21 protein-coding genes are annotated in these 23221 nt (G+C 66.2%); 13 read left to right on the top strand and 8 right to left on the bottom strand.

Annotation, left to right across the window (positions count from 1 at the left end; translation table 11 throughout):
• Positions 1–108 precede the first annotated feature (108 nt).
• The 9 genes from CX676_RS11070 to CX676_RS11030 all read left to right on the top strand — a co-directional run bounded on the left by CX676_RS11070 (position 109) and on the right by CX676_RS11030 (position 10558).
• Entirely contained in the window at positions 109–1185 is a 1077-nt protein-coding gene (locus CX676_RS11070) for a branched-chain amino acid ABC transporter permease (protein WP_101752667.1), read from the top strand.
• Positions 1186–1238: 53 nt separating this feature from the next.
• The gene (locus CX676_RS11065; protein ID WP_101752666.1) at positions 1239–2531 is read left to right on the top strand and encodes an ABC transporter substrate-binding protein; all 1293 of its coding nucleotides are present in this window, start codon (positions 1239–1241) and stop codon (positions 2529–2531) included.
• Positions 2532–2595: 64 nt separating this feature from the next.
• Positions 2596–3417: an ABC transporter ATP-binding protein gene (locus CX676_RS11060; RefSeq protein ID WP_101752665.1), complete on the top strand. Its 822-nt coding sequence runs from the start codon at positions 2596–2598 to the stop codon at positions 3415–3417.
• A gap of 38 nt (positions 3418–3455) precedes the next feature.
• Positions 3456–4676 (top strand): phenylacetate--CoA ligase family protein, encoded by a 1221-nt coding sequence (locus CX676_RS11055; RefSeq protein WP_101752664.1) that lies wholly within the window; start codon positions 3456–3458, stop codon positions 4674–4676.
• 92 nt (positions 4677–4768) lie between these two features.
• A complete protein-coding gene (locus tag CX676_RS11050) occupies positions 4769–5533 on the top strand; it encodes a flagellar motor protein MotB (RefSeq protein ID WP_101752663.1) in 765 nt (254 codons plus the stop codon).
• 84 nt (positions 5534–5617) lie between these two features.
• Positions 5618–6934: a flagellar hook protein FlgE gene (locus CX676_RS11045; RefSeq protein WP_101752662.1), complete on the top strand. Its 1317-nt coding sequence runs from the start codon at positions 5618–5620 to the stop codon at positions 6932–6934.
• Between the two features lie 48 nt (positions 6935–6982).
• Positions 6983–8440 (top strand): flagellar hook-associated protein FlgK, encoded by a 1458-nt coding sequence (flgK, locus tag CX676_RS11040; RefSeq protein ID WP_101752661.1) that lies wholly within the window; start codon positions 6983–6985, stop codon positions 8438–8440.
• Between the two features lies 1 nt (position 8441).
• A complete protein-coding gene (locus tag CX676_RS11035; RefSeq protein ID WP_101752660.1) occupies positions 8442–9458 on the top strand; it encodes a hypothetical protein in 1017 nt (338 codons plus the stop codon).
• 32 nt (positions 9459–9490) lie between these two features.
• Complete coding sequence (locus CX676_RS11030) at positions 9491–10558, top strand: flagellar basal body P-ring protein FlgI (RefSeq protein WP_232816651.1); 1068 nt, start codon at positions 9491–9493, stop codon at positions 10556–10558.
• Between the two features lie 250 nt (positions 10559–10808).
• Here the strand turns inward: CX676_RS11030 and CX676_RS11025 are convergent, their stop codons facing one another.
• The 4 genes from CX676_RS11025 to CX676_RS11010 are packed head-to-tail and all read right to left on the bottom strand — an operon-like array spanning position 10809 to position 14352.
• Positions 10809–11570, bottom strand: a complete 762-nt coding sequence (locus tag CX676_RS11025) for an ATP-binding cassette domain-containing protein (RefSeq protein WP_101752658.1) — start codon at positions 11568–11570, stop codon at positions 10809–10811.
• Positions 11567–12511 (bottom strand): iron chelate uptake ABC transporter family permease subunit, encoded by a 945-nt coding sequence (locus CX676_RS11020; protein WP_101752657.1) that lies wholly within the window; start codon positions 12509–12511, stop codon positions 11567–11569. Before CX676_RS11020 ends, CX676_RS11025 begins: the two co-directional genes overlap by 4 nt.
• A complete protein-coding gene (locus CX676_RS11015) occupies positions 12504–13451 on the bottom strand; it encodes an iron chelate uptake ABC transporter family permease subunit (RefSeq protein ID WP_101752656.1) in 948 nt (315 codons plus the stop codon). Before CX676_RS11015 ends, CX676_RS11020 begins: the two co-directional genes overlap by 8 nt.
• 1 nt (position 13452) lies before the next feature.
• A complete protein-coding gene (locus CX676_RS11010) occupies positions 13453–14352 on the bottom strand; it encodes a siderophore ABC transporter substrate-binding protein (protein WP_101754275.1) in 900 nt (299 codons plus the stop codon).
• Between the two features lie 159 nt (positions 14353–14511).
• On the opposite strand from CX676_RS11010, the gene CX676_RS11005 reads away from it, so the two are divergent.
• Positions 14512–14757 (top strand): DUF2218 domain-containing protein, encoded by a 246-nt coding sequence (locus CX676_RS11005; protein WP_157935901.1) that lies wholly within the window; start codon positions 14512–14514, stop codon positions 14755–14757.
• Positions 14758–14766: 9 nt separating this feature from the next.
• On the opposite strand, the gene CX676_RS11000 is transcribed toward CX676_RS11005, so the two are convergent.
• Positions 14767–16107 carry a condensation domain-containing protein gene (locus tag CX676_RS11000; RefSeq protein WP_101752654.1) on the bottom strand — a complete coding sequence of 447 codons (1341 nt, stop codon included), beginning with the start codon at positions 16105–16107 and terminating at the stop codon, positions 14767–14769.
• Positions 16108–16298: 191 nt separating this feature from the next.
• On the opposite strand from CX676_RS11000, the gene CX676_RS10995 reads away from it, so the two are divergent.
• Positions 16299–17885: a (2,3-dihydroxybenzoyl)adenylate synthase gene (locus CX676_RS10995; RefSeq protein WP_101754273.1), complete on the top strand. Its 1587-nt coding sequence runs from the start codon at positions 16299–16301 to the stop codon at positions 17883–17885.
• Positions 17886–17895: 10 nt separating this feature from the next.
• On the top strand, positions 17896–18141 hold the full coding sequence (locus CX676_RS10990; protein ID WP_101754274.1) for a phosphopantetheine-binding protein: 246 nt from the start codon (positions 17896–17898) through the stop codon (positions 18139–18141).
• Between the two features lie 3 nt (positions 18142–18144).
• On the opposite strand, the gene CX676_RS10985 is transcribed toward CX676_RS10990, so the two are convergent.
• The 3 genes from CX676_RS10985 to CX676_RS10975 are packed head-to-tail and all read right to left on the bottom strand — an operon-like array spanning position 18145 to position 20743.
• Positions 18145–18918 carry an SDR family oxidoreductase gene (locus CX676_RS10985; RefSeq protein ID WP_101752653.1) on the bottom strand — a complete coding sequence of 258 codons (774 nt, stop codon included), beginning with the start codon at positions 18916–18918 and terminating at the stop codon, positions 18145–18147.
• Positions 18909–19559, bottom strand: a complete 651-nt coding sequence (locus tag CX676_RS10980; protein ID WP_101752652.1) for an isochorismatase family protein — start codon at positions 19557–19559, stop codon at positions 18909–18911. The genes CX676_RS10985 and CX676_RS10980 overlap by 10 nt, the downstream gene beginning before the upstream one ends.
• A 14-nt stretch (positions 19560–19573) precedes the next feature.
• The gene (locus tag CX676_RS10975) at positions 19574–20743 is read right to left on the bottom strand and encodes an isochorismate synthase (protein WP_101752651.1); all 1170 of its coding nucleotides are present in this window, start codon (positions 20741–20743) and stop codon (positions 19574–19576) included.
• A gap of 454 nt (positions 20744–21197) precedes the next feature.
• Between CX676_RS10975 and CX676_RS10970 the strand changes: the two genes are divergently transcribed.
• The gene (locus tag CX676_RS10970) at positions 21198–23198 is read left to right on the top strand and encodes a TonB-dependent receptor domain-containing protein (protein WP_101752650.1); all 2001 of its coding nucleotides are present in this window, start codon (positions 21198–21200) and stop codon (positions 23196–23198) included.
• The last annotated feature ends 23 nt before the right edge of the window (positions 23199–23221 follow it).

Here is a 23221-nt window from a genome sequence, read left to right as displayed (position 1 = left end):
ATATTTGGACCAAGATGAAGCCCGGCGCTGTCATCTTGGCGGAAATATCCTCCAGGGGTGCGGGGGTGGAAAACCCCCGCTGCAACAGATTTCGGGAAGGGGACCACGATGCTCTATCGTGAGGCGGGCGATTTCAAGACGGGCTATCGCTCGGACGGGCAGACCTTTCCGATCCGGCTGGATCGCTGGGGATATTACGCGCTGGTCGCGGTGGCCTTTCTGGTCGTGCCCTTCCTGATCAACGATTACTGGGCCAATGCGGTTCTGGTGCCGTTCCTGATCTATGCGATCGCGGCTTTGGGGCTGAACATCCTGACGGGCTATGCCGGGCAGGTCAGCCTCGGGACCGGCGGGTTCATGGCGGTGGGGGCCTATGCGGTCTACAAGCTGATGACGGCCTTTCCCGATGTCAGCATCGTCATCCATATCCTCTTGGCCGGCGGCATCACCGCCATCGTCGGCATGCTGTTCGGCCTGCCGAGCCTTCGGATCAAGGGCTTCTATCTGGCCGTGGCGACGCTGGCGGCGCAGTTCTTTCTGGTCTGGCTCTTCAACAAGGTGCCGTGGTTCTACAACTATTCGGCCTCGGGCCAGATCACCGCGCCCGAGCGCACGGTGCTGGGCATGGCCGTCACCGGCCCGGCCACCAGCGCGCCGGCGAAATACCTGATCTGCCTGTGTTTCGCCTTTGTGCTCGCCTGGATCGCCCGCAACCTGACCCGCGGTATGCTGGGCCGTAAATGGATGGCGATCCGCGACATGGACATCGCCGCCGAGATCATCGGGGTTAATCCGCTGACCGCAAAACTCTCGGCCTTCGCCGTCTCGTCCTTCTTCGTGGGCATTGCCGGGGCGCTGCTCTTCTCGGTCTATCTGGGCGCAGCCGAGGTGGGCGAGGCCTTCGGCATCAACAAGAGCTTCCTGATCCTGTTCATGATCATCATCGGCGGCCTTGGCAGCATCTTCGGCAGCTTCGCTGGCGCCGCCTTCATGGTGCTGTTGCCGGTGTTGCTGAAGAACGTGCTGGTCGGCGGATTGGGATGGCCGACGGATCTGGCCGCCCATATCGAACTGATGATCGTGGGCGTGCTGATCATCGCCTTCCTGATCGTCGAGCCGCACGGGCTGGCGCGGCTTTGGGCGCTGGCCAAGGAGAAGCTGCGGCTCTGGCCATTCCCGCATTGATTACTGCAAGAACCGGATAACCGGACATACATCCAAATGGGAGGAAACCTCGGATGAAGACCCTGAAATTCGCCGCTCTGGTCGCGGCCGGCCTGATGGCCGCAGCCCCGGCTCTGGCCGATCTGGTGGTGCCGAACCTCAGCTATCGCACCGGTCCCTATGGTGCGAACGGCACCCAATATGCCGACGGCTTCAATGATTACTTCACCCTCCTGAACGAGCGTGACGGCGGCATCGGCGGCGAGAAGGTTCAGGTGCCGGAATGCGAGACCGCCTATAACACCGAGAAAGGCGTCGAATGCTACGAGTCGACCAAGGGCTCGGGCGCGCTGGTCTATAACCCGCTCTCGACCGGTATCACCTATCAGTTGATCCCAAAGGTCGGCGTCGACAAGATTCCGCTCTACACCCCCGGCTATGGCCGCACCTCGGCCAAGAACGGCAAGGTGTTCGAATGGGTGTTCAACGCGCCGACGAACTATTGGGATGCCGCCTCGGTTGCGGTCAAGCATTTCCTCGACCTGAACAATGGCAGCCTCGAGGGCAAGAAGATCGCGCTGGTCTATCACAACTCGGCCTTCGGCAAGGAGCCGATCCGCACCCTGCAGGAACTGTCCGCGAAACATGGCTTCACCCTGACCGAGCTGCCGATCGAGCCGCCGGGGCAGGAGCAGAAAAGCCAGTGGCTGCAGATCCGCCGTGACAAGCCCGATTACGTCATCATGTGGGGCTGGGGCGTGATGAACCAGGCCGCCATTCAGGAAGCCGCCAATATCCGCTTCCCGATGGAGAATTTCGTTGGCGTCTACTGGTCGGGGTCCGAAATCGACGTGACGCCGGTGGGCGCGGGGGCCAATGGCTACAAGGCGCTGACCTTCCACGGTGTCGGCATGGATTATCCGATCTATGACGACCTGAAGACTCATGTGATCGACCCGGGCAAGGCCAGCCAGGGCGGCGAGCATGTCGGCTCGGTGCTGTATTCGCGCGGCATGTATGCGGCCGTCGTGATCTCCGAGGCGATCCGCAAGGCGCAGGAAATCCACGGCACCTCGGCCATCACTGCGGTGCAGCTGCGTGACGGGTTCGAGGCGCTGGAAATCTCGGATGCGCGGCTGGAGGAGCTGGGCCTGCCGGACTTCGGCCCGGCCTTCACCATCACCTGCGACAATCATGGCGGCAACGGCATGGCGCGGATCCAGCAATGGGATGCCGAAGGCAAGACCTGGAGCCTGATCACCGAGTTCACCGAACCCGATGCCGAGGTCCTGGACCCGCTGATCCTCGAGGACAGCGAAGCCTATGCCAAGGAAGCCGCGATCACGCCGCGCGACTGCGCATCCTGATCGGCACGACCCTTCCGGTGGTGGCAGCGCGCCGCCACCGGACCACCCTCTGACGGAGGCCGCCATGTTCGACACCGAAAACAGCGAGACGCTGCTGGAAGTCAACAATATCGAGGTGATCTATAATCACGTCATCCTCGTCCTGAAGGGCGTCAGCCTGTCGGTCCCGAAGGGCGGCATCACCGCGCTGCTGGGCGGCAATGGCGCCGGCAAGACCACCACGCTGAAGGCGATCTCGAACCTTCTGGCCTCGGAACGCGGGGCCGTCACCAAGGGCAGCATCACCTATCGCGGCGAGCGGGTCGCCGATCTGAACCCCGCCGCGCTGGTGAAGAAGGGCGTCATCCAGGTGATGGAGGGCCGCCACTGCTTCGAACACCTGACTGTCGAGGAAAACCTGCTGACCGGCGCCTATACCCGCAGCGATGGGGCGGCGGCGGTGAAGAAGGACCTCGAGATGGTCTATGACTACTTTCCCCGTCTTCGGGAAAGGCGGCGATCTCAGGCCGGCTATACTTCCGGGGGGGAGCAACAGATGGTGGCCATGGGCCGCGCGCTGATGAGCCGGCCTGAGACCATTCTTCTGGACGAGCCCTCGATGGGTCTTGCACCGCAGCTGGTCGAGCAGATCTTCGAGATCGTCAAGGCGGTGAACGAGGGCGAGGGCGTGACCTTCCTTCTGGCCGAGCAGAACACCAACGTCGCCCTGCGCTTTGCCCATTACGGCTATATCCTCGAAAGCGGGCGGGTTGTGATGGACGGGCCGGCGGCGGCGCTGCGCGAGAACCCGGACGTCAAGGAATTCTATCTCGGCATGTCCGATGAGGGCCGCAAGTCGTTCCGCGACGTGCGCAGCTATCGCCGCCGCAAGCGCTGGCTGGCCTGATCCGCCCCATCCTTTCCCTTCAGCCTACAGGATTGCCCATGGCCGGCTATTACGACGATCTGGAAATCCGCGACCCTGCGGAGCGGGAAGAGGCGCTGGCCGAGGCGCTGCCGGCGGCGCTTTCGCGCGCCCGCACGGCGCCGGCGCTGGCGCGGCTGTTGCGCGAGGTCGAGCCCGATCAGGTCACGGACCGCGCCGCGCTGGCGCGGTTGCCAGTGATCCGCAAGTCCGAACTGTCGGCGGCGCAGTCGAAGACCCCGCCCTTCGGCGGCTTCACCACCCGCGTCGCCGCCGAGTTCGACCACATCTTCCAGAGCCCCGGACCGATCTATGAACCGGGCCGGCGCGAGGGCGATTGGTGGCGGCTCGGTCGCTTCCTGCATGCCGCCGGCGTCGGACGCGGCGATATCGTGCAGAACTGCTTTGGCTATCACCTGACCCCCGCCGGCATGATGTTCGACAGCGCCGCCCGCGCGGTCGATGCCGCCGTGCTGCCCGCCGGCACCGGCCAGACCGAACAGCAAGTCCGCGCCGCCGTCGATATCGGCACCTCGGTCTATGCCGGCACGCCGGATTTCCTCAAGGTGATCCTCGAAAAGGCCGACCAAATGGGCGAGCGGCTAGCCATCACGCGCGCCGTCGTCGGCGGCGGGGCGCTGTTTCCGTCGCTGCGCAGCTTCTATGCCGATCGCGGCATCGCCACGTTGCAAAGCTATGCCACCGCCGATCTGGGCAGCATCGCCTACGAGACCGATGCGATGGACGGGATGGTGGTGGACGAGGGCGTGATCGTCGAGATCGTCCGCCCCGGCACCGGCGACCCGGTGCCCGAGGGCGAGGTGGGCGAGGTCGTGGTGACGACGCTGAACCCGGATTACCCGCTGATCCGCTTCGCCACCGGCGATCTGTCGGCGGTGCTGCCCGGCATCTCTCCCTGCGGCCGCACCAACATGCGCATCAAGGGCTGGATGGGTCGTGCCGACCAGACCACCAAGATCAAGGGCATGTTCGTGCGCCCCGAACAGGTGGCCGCACTGGTGGCCCGCCACCCCGAGATCGCCCGGGCCCGGGTCATCGCCGAGCGCGATGGCGAGATGGATGTGATGACCGTGCAGGTGGAAGCAGCCGGCGGTGCCGCCGAGGATTTCGCCGGTTCTGTGTCGGATACGCTGAAGCTGAAGGGCCGGGTCGAGATCGTGCCGCCGGGCAGTCTGCCCAATGACGGCAAGGTCATCGAGGACCGTCGCAGCTATGACTGAGGACCGATAATCCCGCGCATTTGAGCCGTTAACTTGTTCTGAACCGCATTTGTGCCAAGGCTTTACCCTGTATCTTAGTGATCGGGTGCGGGATGGCCGGGCAGGACAAGAAGGAAAAGGCGAAGATCATCGTTCGCCAGATGGCCGGCGGTGGCGCCGAAGCTCATCATGGCGGCGCATGGAAAGTCGCCTATGCCGATTTCGTCACCGCGATGATGGCCTTCTTCCTGCTCATGTGGCTCCTGAACGCCACCACCGAGCAGCAGCGGGACGGGCTGGCCGACTATTTCAACGCCAGCCTTGCCCGCGTTCCCGGCGCTTCTGGTGACGGCTCGGATATCGGGGTGAAACTCGCCGTCGAGGTTGAGCTGGCGAGCACACCCAAGGCCTCGTCCTTCGATTCCGTGGCACGGCAGGTGCAGAACCAGCTGAACGGGCTGGGGGCGGAATCGATGCAGATGAAGAACCTTCTGAAACATGTCGTCACGCGGATGACCGACGAGGGGTTGGTCATAGAACTGACCGACCTGACAGGCGAGCCGCTGTTCATCGAGGACAGCGACCAGCCGCAGCCAATTCTGCGCGATCTGGCCAGCGTGATCGCGGGGGCGGTCAACGGCTTGCGCAACCAGATCGCGGTCGCGGGCCATGTCCGCTCCTATCCCGAGGCGCTGATCACCTCGCCGGTCTGGGCGCTGTCTGCTGGACGGGCCGAGGCGGTGCGCGATCTGCTGCAGCGCGCCGGTCTCGGCGATCAGCGGATCCAGCGGGTCACCGGTTATGCCGACCGTCGCAACCGCGACATCAACCCCATGGCACCCGAGAACAACCGGATCGAGGTGATTTTACTCAGATAGAAGCAGGGGATTTGGCGAACTTAGGTGAATCTTAAAGCCTTTGCGCAAATCTTGGGCCAGCAGCGAAAGCAAGGAACAGTCAACATGTCGATGTCCTCCGCCCTCAATGCCGGCGTGTCCGGTCTGGCCGCACACTCGACCAAGCTCGCGACCATCTCTGACAATATCGCCAATTCGGGCACCTATGGCTACAAGCGGGTCGAAACCGACTTCGAGTCGATGGTGCTGAACCAGAGCCGCAGTTCCGGCCTCTATTCCGCCGGGGGCGTCCATGCCAATTCCCGCCGGATCATCGACCAGAACGGTGCGCTGGTCACCACCACCAATGCCATGGATATCGCCATCGCCGGCCGCGGGATGCTGCCGGTCACCTCGGCGGTGGATCTGGACAACGGCTTTTCCGATCTCCCGATGCTGATGTGCCGCACGGGCTCGTTCCGCGCGGATGCCGATGGCATCATGCGCACCGATTCCGGTTTGGTGCTGATGGGCTGGCCGGCACGGCCGGACGGCACGATCCCGGTGGTGACCCGTGATACTGCCGGCGGGCTGGAGCCGGTGCGGATCGAGACGAACCAGGGGTCCGGCGACCCGACAACCGCGGTCTCCCTGGGGGTGAACCTTCCCGCACAGGAAACAGCGGTGGGGGCCAGCGGCGCGCCGCTGACGCTGCAGGTCGAGTATTTCGACAACCTGGGCGCTTCCGAGTCGTTGAACCTGACCTTCATCCCCGATGCCACAGCCGTCGCCGGCCGGACGAACACATGGACGGTCGAGGTGCGGGATTCGGCCTCGAACCCGGCCACCAATCTTCTCGGGACCTATCAGATCATCTTCGACGACAGCCAGGGCTCCGGCGGCAACATCGCCTCGGTGACCACCCTGTCGGGCGACCCGTTCAACCCGGCGACCGGCGAGATCATGTTGAACGTCGCGGGGGGATCGATCGATCTGGAGATCGGCATTCCGGGCGAGATCACCCGCCTGAAACAGCTTTCGACCAGCTTCGCGCCGACCAACATCACCAAGGATGGCTCGCCCGTCGGTAACCTGACCTCGGTCGAGATCGACGAGAACGGCTTCATGCGCGCGACCTATGACACCGGCTTCATCAAGACGCTCTGCCAGGTTCCGCTGGTCGATGTCCCCAACCAGAACGGCCTGATCTCGCTCGATTCCCAGACCTACATGGTTTCGCCGACCTCCGGCTCGTTCTTCCTCTGGGATGCGGGTGATGGCCCGACCGGATCGATCAAGGGCTATGCGATGGAAACCTCGAACACCGATGTCGCCGCAGAGCTGACCGACCTGATCCAGACCCAGCGCGCCTATTCCTCGAATGCCAAGGTCATCCAGACCGTCGACGAGATGTTGCAGGAAACCACGAGTATCAAACGCTGATCTGACCACAGCGCGCTGCCAAGCTGACCCAGGAGGAAACGCAGAGCCATGAGCATCGCAAGAGCCCTGTCAAACGCCCTGTCGGGACTGGCGGCGACGGCGCGCGGGACCGAAACCATCGCCGCCAACGTCGCCAATGTCATGACCCCCGGCTATGCGCGGCGCGAGGTTGCGCTCTCGACGCAGGTGCTGGATGCCGGCTCTGGCGGGGTTCGCATCGATGGTGTCCGGCGCATGGTCAACGATGCGCTGCTGTCCGAGACCCGGATTGCCCTCGCCGCGCGCAGTGAAGGTGACACGCTGGCAGCCTTCTTCAACCAGGTCGAGGATGCCGTGGGCCTGCCCGGCGATGCCGGCGCGATCAGCACGGCGCTCACCCAGTTTGAATCGGCGCTGATCGCCGCCTCGGTCCGACCCGACGAGGACCTGCGTCTAGCCAATGTGGTCGAGACCGCCGCCAGCCTCGCGGATCGATTGAATGCGGCGTCGAGCACGGTTCAGGACGCCCGCACCCAGGCCGACATCAGCATCGGCCGTCAGGTGATGACCCTGCAGACCGCGCTGGAACAAGTGGCCGACCTGAACCGGCAGATCGCGTCGTTCAGTTCCGGCGGACAGGATATCTCGGCGCTCCATGACGAACGCCAGGCGGTTGTCGACCGAATTGCCGAGATCGTGCCGATGCGCTCCATTCCGCGCGACTTCGACCGGATCGCGCTGTTCACCGCCGAGGGCGCTGTACTGCTGGACGGGCTAGAACCGGCGCGGCTGTCTTTTGCCCCGGTCGGTGTGCTGACGCCGGGAATGCAGGTCGGAAGTGGTGGTGTCAGCGGGCTGATTTTCAATGGCGACGAGTTATCGGGTGAAACGCTCAGGCTGTTTACCGGCGGATCACTGGGGGCCGCTTTCGCGATTCGCGACAGCCATGCGCCGCAGGTCCAGATGGAACTGGATGCACTGGCGCATGATCTCTATCGGCGCTTTTCCGATCCCGCGGTCGATCCCTCGCTGGCCTCGGGCCAGCCGGGACTCTTCACCGATGATGGTTTGGCGGCAGCTCCACCCCCTGCACTGGGCCTGGCAGGCACGATCAAGATCAATCTGGCAGTTCTGCCCGACTCCGGCGGTGCGCTTTGGCGTCTGCGCAGCGGGTTGCAGGCGGGCGTGCCCGGCCCGGTCGGTGATGGCGACCTGATCGTCCGGCTCGCCCAAGCGCTGAACTCCGTCCAGGCTGTCGCCGCGCCCGGTCCGTTTACAGGACGCCATGATGCGTCCGGGCTTGCCGCCGATCTCGAAGCGCGGGTGGCCAGCCGTCGCCTCTCGGCCGAGGCCGAGGCGACCCGTCAGGGCGTCCGGGCTGCGAACCTGAGTGAACGGTTGATGGCCGAGGGCGTGGATACGGACGGCGAAATGCAGCGTCTTCTGCAATACGAACAGGCCTATGCCGCCAATGCCCGGGTCATTCAGGCGATAGACGACATGATGAACGCGATCTTGAAGGTGTAACATGACCATTCATTCCGTCGGCGATCAGTCGCGTGCCCTGATTTTACGAAGTGAGACCACCCGCCTGCGCGAAAGGTTGCAGGTCCTGACCGGCGAGATGTCAAGCGGTATCACCGCCGATCGCGCCGGGCGGCTATCGGGCAATACGGTCCTGCTCAACCATTACGAAAGCCAGATCACCCTGCTGACACAGTACCAGCAGGCGGGCGCCGAGGCCGGTGCAATCGCCTCGGCCGCCCAGGACGTCCTCTCCGCGCTGCGCGCCGACGCGGCGACCTTGCGCGGCTCGCTGCTCTCGGTCACGCCGGCAGATAGCTCGGGTTTCATACCCTTGCGCGCGGCCGAGGCGCGCGGGCATTTCATCTCGGCCGTCGGGCGGCTGAATACGGAGGTTGCCGGGTTGCATCTCTTCGCCGGCCAGAATTCCGATACGCCGCCGCTGATCGAACCCGAGCCGATTCTTGCAGAACTGCGGCTGCTGACTAGCGGATTGACCACTGCGGATGCCGTTGCGACGGTCATTTCCGACTGGTTTGATGCAGCGCCCGGTGCCGGCGGCTTTCTCGACTTCGCCTATCGCGGGACGATTGACCGACCCCGTCAGGTACAGATTTCCGAAGATCGTAGCATCGCCTTTGCCACCAGCGCGGCAACGCCGGTCATTCGCGATCTGCTGGCATCGCTTGCCCTGGCGGCCGTCGCGGATTCAGCCGCCCTCGCGACGCCCGGCGCGGAGCGGCTGGCGCTCATACAGCGCAGCAGTGAGGCCCTGGTCACGAATGAGGCCGGGCTCGTAGACGAGATGGGACGGGTTGGCTTGCTGGAGGCGCTGACCGCGCGCTTCGGCAGCGAAAACGCCAATGCCCTGTCCGTGGTCCAGGTCGGCCGCGCGGGCCTGGTGACGGCGGATCCGTTCGAAACCTCGACCGCCCTGCATGAGGTGGAGACCCAGCTCGAGACACTCTACACACTGACGGCGCGGTTATCGCGCCTCAAGCTTGTGGATTACCTGCGGTGAGTGTCCTGCTGCGACTGATCGTGATCTGGTCGATGCTCTGCGCGAGTGCCGTCGCGGCGCCGGTCCGGATCAAGGATCTGGCCGAGTTCGACGGTGTCAGGGGCAACGATCTCGTGGGCTATGGCCTGATCGTCGGCCTCGATGGCACCGGCGATAGCCTGCGCAATGCGCCCTATACCGAGGATATCCTGGCGGGGCTGCTGGAACGCCTGGGGGTGAACGTCGGCGACAAGGAGTTGCGCTCGAAGAACGTTGCGGCCGTGGTCGTGACCGCCGAACTTCCCCCCTTTGCGCGGTCGGGCAGCCGGATCGACGTGAACGTGGCGGCCATTGGCGATGCGAAAAGCCTGCTGGGCGGAACGCTGGTGCTGACGCCGCTGAAGGCCGCGGATGGCAATGTCTACGCGGTGGCGCAGGGCTCGGTGATCGCCGGGGGTGCCTCGGCGCAGGGCGAAGCCGCACGGGTGGTCGAGGGCGTGCCGACTGCCGGGGCGATCCCCGTCGGGGCGAGAGTCGAACGCGAGGTTGCCTTCGAACTCGCCACGATCCAGAATATTCGCATCGCACTCCGGACCCCGGATTTCACCACCGCGGGCCAGGTAGAGGCGGTGATCAACCGCGCCCTGCGCAGAGAGGTCGCGACCACGCTCGATTCCGGCACGGTGCAGGTCGATTTTCGTGCCCTCGGCAGGGTCAACCCCGCGCATGTGCTGGGCCAGATCGAAAATCTTGAGGTTCGGCCCGACAATCGCGCCCGGGTGGTGATCGACCACAAATCGGGAACCATTGTCATGGGCGACCGGGTGCGCATCTCGCGCGTGGCCGTGTCGCAGGGCAATCTGACCTTGCGGGTGCAGGAGGCGCCCGAGGCGGTGCAACCCAATCCCTTTGCCGCCGGCGAGACCGTGGTGGTGCCGCGCAGCTCGGCCGAGTTGCGAGACGAGCCCGGCATCGGCTTTGCCGAAGTCAGCGGTGACTCGTCCCTGACCGAGGTGATCGCCGGGTTGAACGCGTTGGGTGTTCGTCCGCGCGACATGATCGACATTCTGAAATCGATCCATGCCGCCGGTGCGCTTCATGCCGACCTGGTCATCGAATAGACGCGACGGAGGTGCTGATCACCGGCTGCCCTGTCGGCCATGGGTGCGCAATCAGGCGGGCAGGAGGTAGATCAGTTTGCACGCTCGGCTTCCGTGGCACTGTCCGCGCGTGATCTTGTCCGGCCGAAGCAAGTCGGGTCAGCCCGGGGCGGGCGACCTCTTCCGATCCTGCCAGGCATTCATGAAAGTTGCTGTCGTTGGGGGAGCGGGCCGATGGGTGCGAGTCGATTGGTGCCAGCCTGAGCCGCGTTCAGGCGAGTACCGCGACGGGGCGCCCCTGAACCTCGTCGACCAGGATCTCGGCTTCGAAGAGATCGCTCAGGTTGCGGCTGGTCAGGGCCTCGGCACGGGGGGCGGATTGCACCAGCCTCCCGCCCTTGAGGCTGACCACCCAATCGGCGCAGCGGACGGCCATGGCGAGGTCGTGCAGGACGACGACGATGCTGCGGGCCTCGGGACCCGGGCGCGACAGCGTGCAGAGCCGGTCCATGATGTCGCGGGCATAGCGCGGGTCGAGCGCCGCCAGCGGTTCATCGAGCAGCATCCAGGGCGTGGTCTGGGCATGGGCCATGGCGACGAAGGCGCGCTGGCGCTGGCCACCGGACAGGGTTTCCAGACGGCGATGGGCCAGCGGAGCAAGGTCGAAGCTGTCGATCGAGGCCTGAACGAGGCGGTGATCTTCGGGCGAGGGTCGGCCCTGGTGATGCGGCCAGCGGCCGAAGCCGACCAGTTCACCGACGGTCAGGCGCGGCAGGGCCGGGCTGCCCTGGCTCAAGAGGGCGACGCGGCGGGCGCGCTCGGCGGGTTTCGCCGCCGGGATGTCGATGCCGTCGATGAGGACGCGGCCCTGCGTGGGCCGGACGAGACCGGCGAGGCAGTGCAGCAGGCTGGACTTGCCGGCGCCGTTCGGGCCGATCACCGCCGTCAACCCGCTTGCCGGGATCTCGGTGTCTATGCCCTGCAGGATCGGGGCGCCGTCGAGGCTCAGGTCAAGGTTTTCGATGCGGATCATGCCGCCCTCCGTCTCAAGACGAGCATCAGGAAGACCATGCCGCCGAGGAATTCGACGATCACGGACAGGGTGGATTGCAGGCCCAAGAGGCGCTCGAACAGGAATTGCCCGGCGACCAGGATCAGTGCGCCCAGCATCGCGGCACCGGGCAGCAGCAGGCGATGGCGATGCGTGTTCAGAAGGCTGGCGGCAAGGCTGGCCGCCAGTAGCCCGAGAAAGGTCATTGGCCCGGCCAGCGCGGTCGCCACCGCCACAAGGCCGGCGATCAGGGCCAGCACCTTCAAGACCAGCCGGTCATGATCTACCCCCAGCGCACGGGCGCGGTCGCGCCCCAATCCGGCCACGTCCAGCGCCGGGGCCAGCCGGTGGCCGGCGATCAGGGCGGCAGCCAGAAGCGGGGCGGCGAAGGCCAGTTGCACCGGGTCGATGGCAGTGAAGCTGGCGACGCTGGCGCTTTGGACAATGGCAAACTCGGACGGATCGAGGATGCGCTGCAGGAAGGTCGCAAGCCCGCGCATGAGGATGCCGAAGATGACGCCGGTCAGCACCAGCCGGGTCATGTCGCCCGCCCCTTGCCGCAGGATGGCGCTAAAGAGCAGCGTGGCGGCACCGGCCAGCGCCAGCGTCTCGATGGCGAATTTCGGGATCTGCGGCAGGGCGGCATAGCCGATCCCGCCGAGGAGCAGCACCAGCAGCGTCTGGATCAGCACGAACATCGCGTCGAAACCGACGATGCCAGGGGTCAGCAGGCGGTTGGCGGCGACGGTCTGGAACATCACCGTGGCGGCACCGATGGCCGCGCCAACGACGACCAGCGCGGCCAGCTTCGTGGCCCTGAGCGACAGGATGAAGCCATAGGGGCTGCGCAGCCCCCAGAGGAGATAGAGGGTCGCCGCGACCAAAAGGCCGAGCCCCAGGAAAAGCAGCCGACGATCAGCCATTCTGCCCCGCCGGTCGCGGTGCGGCATAAAGCAGCCACAGGAACAGGCCGGCCCCGATCACGGCGAAGACCGTGCCGGCCGGGATCTCGTAGGGCCAGCGGATGACCCGGCCAACGACATCGGCGGCCAGCACCACCGCACCGCCCGAAACCGCGATAAGCGGCAGGTTACGGCGCAGGTTGTCGCCCCGCCAGCGCGAGATGATGTTCGGCACCACCAGCCCGACGAAGGGCAGGGTACCGACGGTGACGACCACGGCGGCGACGGTTGCGGCGACGATGGCAAGCCCCGCCAGCATGGTCTGCCTTGCGTTCAGCCCAAGGCTGCGGGCGCGGTCTTCGCCCAGTCCCAGGATGGTGATGCGGTCGGCCAGCAGGTAAAGCAGCCCGGCCAGCGCCGCGATCAGCCACAGGAGTTCATAGCGGCCGCGCAGCACGCCGGAGAATTCGCCCGCCTGCCAGACGCCCAGATATTGCATCAGGTCGGTGGTCCAGGCGACCCAGGTGACGCCGGCGCCCAAGATGCCCGCATAAATGAGACCGACCAGCGGCAGAAGCATCGGGTCCTGCCGCGGCACATGGCGGGCGAGGATCAGGAAACCGGCGGTTCCGGCCATCGAGGCGAGACTGGCGGCCAGCATCTTCAGCATCAGCGGCGCGCCCGGCGCGATCAGGGTGATCGCCAGCAGCCCGGCCATGGCGGCCTCGGGCGTGCCGGTCAGGCCGGGTTCGACCAGCCGGTTCTGCACCGCGAGCTGTACAACCGACCCGGCCAGCGCGAGGCCCGCGCCGGCCAGAAGCGCGGCGGCCGTGCGCGGGATGCGGCTGACCCAGACCAGCAGGTCGGCATCGACCGACCCCGACTTCAGGTCAGCCGCGCCGATCATCAGGCTTGCCGCGATCAGGCCCAGAAGCCCGACCGCGCTGGCGAGGCGGACCATCTCAGCTGCCAGCGCCCCCGAAGGCCGCGGTCAGCTGTTCCAGCGTGCCTGTCACCGAATGGAAGCCGCCCCCGGCGAGATACATGGCCGAGCCGTCGAGATAGACGATCTGGCCGGTCTTGCCAGCGGTGGTGCCGGCGATCAGCGGGTTGTCCAGCGTCGCGGCCGCAGCCTCGCCGCCTTGACCCACGGCGGCACCGCGGTCGATGACCAGCAGCCAGTCGGGATTGGCCTCGGCCACGAATTCGAAGGACACGGCTTCGCCGTGATTCTCGACCACCAGACCCGGATAGGCCTCGGGCAGATCCAGCGCGCTGTGCAGCCAGCCAAAGCGCGAGTTCGCGCCATAGGCCGAGATCTTGCCGCCATTGGTCAGGATGATCATCGCCTTGCCCTTGCCGGTAATGGCGTCGCGGGCGGCGGCGAGGTCGGCATCCAGTTCGGCCTTCAGCGCGGTTCCGGCGTCCGTGCGGTCATAGATCGCGGCATAGGCATCGATCCGCGCCGTGGTCTCGTTCAGCAGGTCGGCGCCGCCGATGGTCATGTCCAGCGTCGGCGCGATCTGTGACAGCGGCTGGACCTGCGCCTGCGAGCGGCCGCCTGCGACGATCAGGTCGGGGGCCAGCGCCGCCAGCGCCTCGAAATCGGGTTCGAACAGGGTGCCGACGGTCGGAACGCTAGCCAGCGTCTCGGACAGATAGGCGGGCGGGGCGATGTCGGGGCGGCCGATGATGGCGACGTCCAAAGCGTCCAGCGTATCGATGGCGGCCATGTCCAGCGCCACGGTCTTGGCCGGGGTCAGGGGGGCCTGCACCTCGCCGGCGGCGGTGGCGACGGGAACGGTTTCAGCCTGCAGCGCGGTCGGCAGGACCAGCGCGAGCGCACAGAAAAAAGCCTTCATCGGTGCGGTCTCCATGTCAAATTTCGGTTGTGGCTTTGTTGACAAGGCGGGGTCGCGCTGCCAATTGGCTAATGTTGTGTAAAAAACTCGGGAAATAGGAAAATGCAAGGGCAGTTCAGGTCTACGGGGCGGTTTTCCACCCCGAACGCGCAGAAATACATGGTCCAGCTGTGCAAGCATTTCGGTCACAAGGTGCCGGCCGAGGTCGAGGGCGATGCCGGTCAGGTGACCTTCGGCATGGGCCTCGCGCAGATGCAGTCCGACGATCAGGCGTTGACGGTGGTGCTGTCTGGCGACAGCGGCGAGGCCGTCGCCAGCCTGCAGGAGGTGATCGACAGTCACCTGCAGCGCTTTGCCTTCCGCGAAGAGTTTTCGGGAATGGACTGGTCGGTCGTCGCGGCCTGAGGCGGGGCGTCAGGTCAGCGCCGGCTCCAGCAGGTCGGCTAGCCGGGTGTCGCTGCTAGCCGTCAGGGCACGGCGAAGAAAGCCCGGCAGCCCGTCGCAATGCTGCCGGAACAGCGCTTCCGAGGTCAGTGCCGGATCGGCGTCGAGGTAAAGCATCAGCCCGTCGCCCCGGCCATTGGCGGCAAAGGTTGCGTTGAAGCCATCGCCCGGCCCGGCGGCCAGAACCTCGCGCTGCGCCTCGCAGCCGGGAAAGACCGGCGGGTCGAAGGGCATGACATTCACCAGCGGCGAGAAGAAGAAGCGGTGGCCGGCGCCAATGCCGCGATCCGCCGTGATCTGCTCGATGCGATAGCGGCCATGCCGCCTGATCCGCCGCAGGTCTGCCGCAAGGTCGCTCAGCGCCAGCTCCAGCGGGGTGTCGAGCCGGGTGGTGATGCGGAAGGGCAGGATATTGACGACCATCGCCGGTAGCCCGGCGCTGATGCTGCCAAGCCGGTTCATGAAGGGCAGCCAGATGACCCGGTCGGCCTCTACCCGGTCGCCGTCGCTGGCGGGTCTGGACCAGAGCCAGAGCCCGCTCAGCAGGATCAGGAGGTCGGGCCAGCCAAGTCCAAGCCGGCTGGCGCTGTCGCGCAGCGCATCCGACAGATCGCCAAGCGGCAGTTCGGCGCTGCGCGGCTCGCCGGGGTAATTCTCAGATCCCTTGCGTAAAACCGGCAGATCCGGGCCGGTGGAGAGATAGTCAGACCAGAACTGACCGGCAGTTGCGTTGCGCGGGCCGCAGCGAAAATCACTCTCTTCGCGCAGGAAATCGGTGAAGCGGGCGAAGGGCTGGCCAGAGTCGCCAGCGCCGGTCAGGGCCGCGTAATGATGGGCTACCCGCCGCTCGATCAGCGCCATGGCATATCCGTCCAGAAAGATGTGATGGCCGCGGCAATACCAGATCCAGGTGCGGTCGCCGGTGCGGATCAGCCATTGCGCGGCCAGCGGCGCGTTGAGAAGGTCCAGCGGCTTCGCAATGTCGGCCTGCATCCGGGCCTGCGCCTCGGCCTCGGGATCGGCATGGCCGCGCAGGTCCAGCTGCCGCAGCGCCGGGGCCAGCGCCGGATTGACCCGCTGGCGCGGCGGGGCGCCGGCGGCCTGCTCGAATTCCAGCGCCAGCACATCGGCCTCGGCTGTGGTCATACTGATCGCCTGCGCCAGCGCCGCGCCATCGACATTTCCTTCGATCCTTGTGGCATGGGCGACGGTCGAGACCACGGTTTCCGGGTGGGCGCGAAACTCCTCCCAGAAATCGAACTGCCCGAGGGTCAGCTCATGCCAGTCGCTGGCGGGTCGCGGATCGGTCATGGCGGGCCTCTTTTCCGGGTGGGGCGGGTTGGTTGACAATTTCCGACAGAAATACTTATGTATCCGCCACGGTCAACTGTCCGCGTCGCGCGGGTGGCGGATCACCGCAGCAAGACGCGTCATCCCGCCGTCCAGCCAGCCTCGCGACCTGCCCGCCCGTTCCCGCGCGCGGCCCTTTTGGTTTGGAACAGATGATCGATTTCACCCGCTGGCCCGAGGATCTGGCCCGTCAGTATCGCGCCCGTGGCCATTGGATCGGGCGTCCGCTTTCCGCCGGCGTCGAGACGCAGGCTTCTCGCCGCCCCGACGCCATCGCCCTGATCTGTGGCGAGCGTCACATCACCTATGCGGCGCTGGACCGGGCGGCGACCGCGCTGGCGGCGCGGCTGGCGGGGCAGGGGCTTCGGCGCGGCGACACGGCGCTGGTGCAGCTGCCGAACGTAGCAGAGTTCTACATGGTCTTCGTTGCGCTCTTGAAGATCGGCGTGGCCCCGGTGAATGCGCTTTACAGCCACAAGCAGTCCGAGCTTTCCGCCTATGCCGCCCAGATCGCCCCGCGCCTTCTGGTGGCCGACCGCGCGCATCCGGTCTTCACCGACGACGCCATTAGCGCCGGTTTTCCGCTGGTGCTGATGCTGAATGCCGCAGCCGGCGATCATGACCTGGGCGACTGGCTGCAGGGCGACGCCCTCCTTCCCGCCGATGCCGGGCCAACGCCGGCGGACGAGGTTGCCTTCTTCCAGCTGTCGGGTGGCAGCACCGGCACGCCGAAGCTGATCCCGCGCACCCATGACGACTACGATTACAGCATCCGCGAAAGCGCCCGCATCTGCCAGGTGAGCGAGGCGACGCGGTTTCTCTGCGCGCTGCCCGCGCCACATAATTTCCTGCTGAGTTCGCCGGGCGCGCTTGGCGTTTTTCATGCCGGCGGCACGGTGGTCATGGCCGCCAGCCCCGATCCGCGCCTCTGCTTTGACCTGATCGCCCGACACGGGGTGACCATGGCGGCGCTGGTGCCCTCGGCGGTCGGGCTGTGGCTGCAGGCGGCCGAGATGCGCGGCGCGCCGGCGCCGCTGGATCACCTGCTGGTTGGCGGGGCGAGCTTCCCCGAGGCGATGGCGCGGCAGGTGCCGGCGCGTCTGGGGTGCCGGTTGCAGCAGGTCTTCGGCATGGCCGAGGGGCTGGTCAATTACACAAGGCTGGATGACCCGGACGAGGTGATCTTCACCACGCAGGGCCGCCCGATCAGCGCCGATGACGAGGTGAAGATCGTGGGTGAGGACGGCCAGCCGGTGGCCGAAGGCGAGGCAGGGCAACTCGCCACGCGCGGCCCCTATACCTTCCGGGGCTATTATCGCGCCCCCGAACAGAACGCCCTCGCCTTCGATGCCGATGGCTTCTATTACAGCGGCGATCTGGTGCAGCGCGGTGCCGGTGGCAATCTGCGCGTGGTTGGCCGGGTCAAGGATCAGATCAACCGGGGCGGCGAGAAGATCGCGGCGGAAGAGGTGGAGCATCTGCTGATGCGCCCTCCCGAGGTGCTGGCCGCCGCGCTGGTTGCCATGCCCGATGCCGCCTTGGGCGAAAAAAGCTGCGCCTTCATTGTCGCCCGCAACCCGGTTCGCGGCATCGAGCTGCGCCGTCACCTGATGGCTCTGGGCATCGCGGATTACAAGCTGCCCGACCGGTTCCGCCTGATCGACGAGCTGCCGCTGACGGCGGTGGGCAAGCCCGACAAGAAGCTGTTGCGCGCGAGGATGGAGCACGCCGATGCCTGAAGGAGAGATGATGACCACGATCGCCACAGACCCGCTGAGCCGCGACTGGCTGACTCGCCAGATCACCGACCTGATCGGCGAGGACGAGCCCATCGATCCCGCCGAGTCGCTGGTGCTCTACGGGCTCGATTCGATTGCCGTCATGCGGCTGGTGCTGGCGCTGGAGGAGCGGGGCGTGATTGTCGGGTTTGACGATCTCGCCCGCGATCCGACGCTGGATGGCTGGTGGGCGCTGATCGCGGCGCGCACCAACTGAGCCTCAGGCGCGCAGCGTCGCGCCGCCATCGACATAAAGGTCGGCCATGGTGACATGTCCGGCCTGATCCGACAGCAGGAACAGCGCGGCCTGGGCGATATCCTCGGGCGTGGCGATCTTTCCGAGGGGGATGCCGGTCTTGAAGCTGGCCAGATCGCCCGCGATCACCCGCGCCGCACCCTGATCATCGGCCCACATGCCGGTCTGCATCGGCGTCAGCGTCGAGCCCGGCGCGACGATGTTGCAGCGCACGCCGAGAGGCGCCAGTTCCAGCCCCAGACAGCGTACCAGCATCGCCGCCGCCGCCTTTGAGGCCGCGTAACTGCCCATGTTCTGCCGCGGCACGCCCCCGGCATTCGAGCCGATCACCACGATCGCGCCCTTGCCCTCGGCGGCCATGTGCCGCCCCAGCGCGCGGGTGACGCGGAAGGTGCCGCCGGCATTGATGTCGATGACCCGCTGCCAGTCCTCATCCGTGGAGGCGAGCAGGGGTTGCGTCGACAGCACCCCCGCCGCATGGACGCCATGGGTGACGGGGCCGAAGACCCGCACCGCTGCGGCCAGCGCCGCATCCACCGCCGCGCCGTCGCGGACATCCAGCGGATGCCACATGATCCCGCAATCGGTGGGCAGGGATTGCACGGCCAGCGCATCGGCCCGGTCAGTGGCAAAGACCTTGGCCCCGGAGGCGCGCAGCAGCCGGACCAGCGCCACGCCGATCCCGCCCGCAGCGCCGGTGACAAAGGCGGCGCGATCCTCGAAACCCGTCAGGCGCATGTCAGAGCCTCGGCGCGGATGGCGGCGAGCGCGGCGTCGGTCTCCATCACCACGCCGCAGGCCCCCGCCACCCAGTCCATCGCCATCGCGTGTCGGGCAAGGTCGAAATCGGCCTGCGCATCGCTGATGGCAAAGGGCTGGATATCGCGCTGGAAGGCCTCGGCGGTGGTGCAGAGGCAACCGATATGGGCATAGATTCCGGTCACCATCAACTGATCCCGCCCGCGCGCGCGCATCAGCGTCTCGAGGTTCGAGCGCTGGAAGGCGCTGTAGCGGTGCTTGACCAACAGATGATCGCCCGGCTCTGGCGCAAGCTCGGGCAGGATGGCCTCATGCTCGGGCAGGGCGCGCATGCCCGGCCCCCAGAGATCGGCCTGCAAGCCGCGATCGGGGCGGAACTGGTCGCCCTTCTGCGCGGTGTAGAAGACCGGGATGCCGGCGGTGCGTGCGGCGGTCAGCAGCCGCGCGATGTTCGCGGTGACGCGGTTCAGCGGCTCGGCGCCCGGCGTGAAGGGGGCGCAGAAATATTGCTGCATGTCATGGACCAGAAGCGCCATCCGGTCGGGGTCGGGCCGCCAGGGCGCGCGGCTGTCACGCGGGGCGGGGGGCGGGGCATAGGGGGCGATGCGGGGCAGGGCCATGATGGGTCTCTCGGTCAGTCGGTGGGGTAACGGGCGGCATCGGCGGGCAGGCCGAAGGCGCGGAGCAGGGCGGCGAATTTGCTGGCGGTCTCCTCGGTCTCGGAATCTGGGTCCGATCCGGGCACGATGCCCGCCCCGGCATAAAGCCGCGCTTGAGCACCGCAGACATCGGCGCAGCGGATCGCGACGAACCAGGCGCCATCGCCATCGGGCCGGCACCAGCCGACCGCGCCGGCATAGAAGTCCCGCGCAACCGGCTCGAGTTCGCCGATCAGTGCGGCAGCGCGCGAGCAGGGCAGGCCGCAGACGGCGGGCGTCGGATGCAGCGCGGCGGCCAGCAGCACCGAGGGCGTATCGGGATCGCTCAGCCGCCCCTCGATGCGCGTGCCCAGATGCCACATGCTGCGGGTCGAGGTCAGCCCGGTGCCTTCGGGCGCGGTCAGATGGCTGCACCAGGGCGTCAGCGTGTCCATGATGAACTCGACCACCATCGCATGTTCGCGCCGGTCCTTCTCGGACCGCGCGAGTGCCGCGCAGGCATCGGCATCCCTGATCGGGTCGGGATTGCGGCGGGCCGAGCCGGCCAGCGGGAAGGAGAAGATTTTCGAGCCGGTCTTTTCCACCAGCAGCTCGGGCGTTGCGCCGATCAGCGCCCGGTCGGGCTGGGGCAGGGCGACGCGGAAGGCGGTGACCACCGGGTCATCGGCCAACCGGTCCATCAGCGCCTGCTGCGGGATCGGGCCATTGGCCTCGATGGCCAGCGTCCGGGCCAGCACGATCTTGCGCAGCCCCTCGGGCTGGGTCGCCTCGGCGCGCATGATGCGCAGCGCCTGCTCGACGCTGCCGGCATAGACGCGCGGGGCGGGATCGGCCCGCCAGCGCTGCGGGCTGGGGCGGTCGGCAGGGCTGGCCGTGGCCGGCAGGTCATGGCGGCAGCTGTGGGCGAGCCAGAGGCAATCGGTCTGGTGACGCGCAAAGGGCAGGGCCCCGCCGATCACCGCCGAGGGTCCGGCTCCGGCAAAGGCGCGGGTTATGCGCGCCGGCAAGCTGTCGCCGGTGCCGCTTTCGATCGCGCGCGTCGGACCATCGGCGCGCAGCGTGCCATGCGGGCCGCGAAAGGCAAAGGGACCGCCCGTATCGGCGGCATCGACGCGACAGGCAGCCAAGTCTGGCGAAATCATCATGTCAGCTTTTCATGTGGCTTGGCCCGGAAAGGGCGGATTGTTCAAACGGAACTGGCTGAACGCGGCAGGCCGCCGGGATTGGCTGTCCGGGTGCGGCTGGCCGCGAAGAGGAGAGAGGCCGCGAGGGATCAGCTCATGCGGCCTTGGGTCGCGGTCGGGCCGCTGCCTGCGCGGAACCTGCCGAAGGGCGAAGAGATAGTCAACTAAAAAACTCGGAAATATGACACACGCACAGGTTGAACGACCTTTGTGTCCGATCGCCGGCAGGAATTTGCCTGCAGGTACTGGCCGAACCCTGCCGCGCGACATTGAGTGCTAATATCCGACAATTTTACTGTGACATTTTTGGCGCAGAGCTCGGATGCCTTGAGTAAATAACCAAGTAAAATAGTTGAGAATCTGTCGCGCCGCCCGCTAACCAGCCGAAAAGTTCAATCAGGCACAGGAATTGGCTATGACACTTTCCCGCATCCTACCCTTGGCGAGCGTCTCGCTGATGGCCCTGTCAACGGCGCTGGCCGCGCAGGAAACCGCGATCTCGCAGACCCCGGGCACCATCGTTCTCGACCAGATCACGCTGGTTGCCGACGGTCAGGAGAATGTCGAGGCAACGGGCGGTTCCGTCGTCACCGCCGAGGATATCGAGACGCTGCAGCCCGCCGACATGTCGGAACTCTTCTCGCGCAACTCCTCGATCAGCGTCTCGGGGGGCGGTGGTCAGGCCAAGCGCATCCATGTCTTCGGGCTGGAACAGTCGAGCCTCGCTGTCTCGGTCGATGGTGTGCCGCAGTTCAAGGACAACTGGCATCACAGCGGCTCGAACGTCATCGACCCGGCCTTCCTGAAGCGGGTCGAGGTCGAGGCCGGGGCCGCCGCCGCTGATGCGGGCTTTGCCGCAGGCGCCGGTGCCGTGCGTTACGAAACGCTTGGCGCACGCGATTTGTTGACCGACGGCCGGACCCAGGGCGGGCGCGTCGGCCTGTCCTATGGCAGCAATGGCCGCGGGCTGTCGGCCAGCATCGCCGGCTATGGCGTTTACGAGGGCTTTGACTGGTTCGCCATGATCCACAGCGCCAATGGCGACAACTACGAGACCGGCGAGGGCTACGAGATGCCCGGCACCGAACCCGCCACGCTCGGCGGCCTGCTGAAGGCCGGCTACGAGTTCGAGGGCCACCGGGTCGAACTGTCCTATGAGCGGACCGAGGATGATGCCGACCGCGTCACCCGGATGAACATGGATCAGGCCCATACCCGCGATGTCTTCCCGCTGAAGGTGACCCGCAACACGCTGAGCCTGAAATATACCGAAGTGTCGCCCACCGCGACCTGGGGTCCCGAGGCGATGATCTATGTCAGCCGCAACGAATACTGGCGCCCGAACTTCATCGAGGGTGGCTTCGGCGGCGACATGGACATGGAGGCGCAATCGGTCGGCGGCGTGCTGAAGAACAGCTTCGACGTGGGCGTCGGCACGATCTCGACCGGGGTCGATTTCAACTACAGCGACTATCGTATCGACAATTACGGCGATACCGATGTGCCGATCCACACCATCGAGACCATGCAGGTCGGCACCTTTGTTCAGGGCCGTTTCGCCTTTGCCAACGGCATCGACCTGTCGACCGGCCTGCGCTTTGACCACCAGCGCTTCACCGACTGGAACGGCGACCGCCGCACCGACAGCGGCGCCAGCGCCAATGCCACCGTCTCCTACGAGTTCGCACCGGGCTACGAGGTCTTTGCCGGGGCGTCCCATACCTGGCTTGGCTATGATATCGGCGAATACGGCTATCTGCACGCTCGCGGCAGCGAACTGACGATTGCCGAGGGCTATGAGCCGGCGACTGCGCGCAACTACAAGCTGGGCGTCAGCGCCACGCAGGACAGCTGGACCGGCAACGTGACCTTCTTCGACACCACGCTGTCGGGCCTCGCCAATGACTACTATCGCGAAAGCGACGATTCGCTGACCTTCGACAACTCGGCCGACTATCGTAGCCGCGGCGTCACGGTTCAGGCGAATTACAGCTGGGGCAGCGGCCGCGCCGGTGCCAGCCTGACCAAGGCCGATGTCGAGTATGACGGCGATGACATCCTGCCCGATGGCGGTGATGCCATGCCCATCGGCGAGATCGCCACGCTGTTCGTCGACCAGGACCTGCCGCAATACAACCTGCGCTTCGGCGGCACGGTGGAACTGGCGGGCCGTCTGGACGACAGCTACATCACCGAGGGCGGCTTTGCCGAGATCCCGGGCTATGGCGTGGTGAACGCCTATGCCGAATGGCGTCCCGAGGATTACCAGAATGTCGTGGTCCGGCTTGGCGTCGACAACCTGTTCGACAAGACCTATTTCGAGCGCACGAGCTATGCCCAGTTCGCCCGTCGCGAGGTCTACCCGGTCTACGCCCCGGGTCGCACGGTGACGCTTGGCGTCAGCATGGATTTCTGATCGGTCCGATCAGCGAGCAAGGG

The organism is Paracoccus zhejiangensis (assembly GCF_002847445.1).
GTDB classification, from domain to species: Bacteria; Pseudomonadota; Alphaproteobacteria; order Rhodobacterales; family Rhodobacteraceae; genus Paracoccus; species Paracoccus zhejiangensis.
Note: the sequence above shows the minus strand (reverse complement) of the source record. Positions and strands in the feature narration are given on the sequence as shown.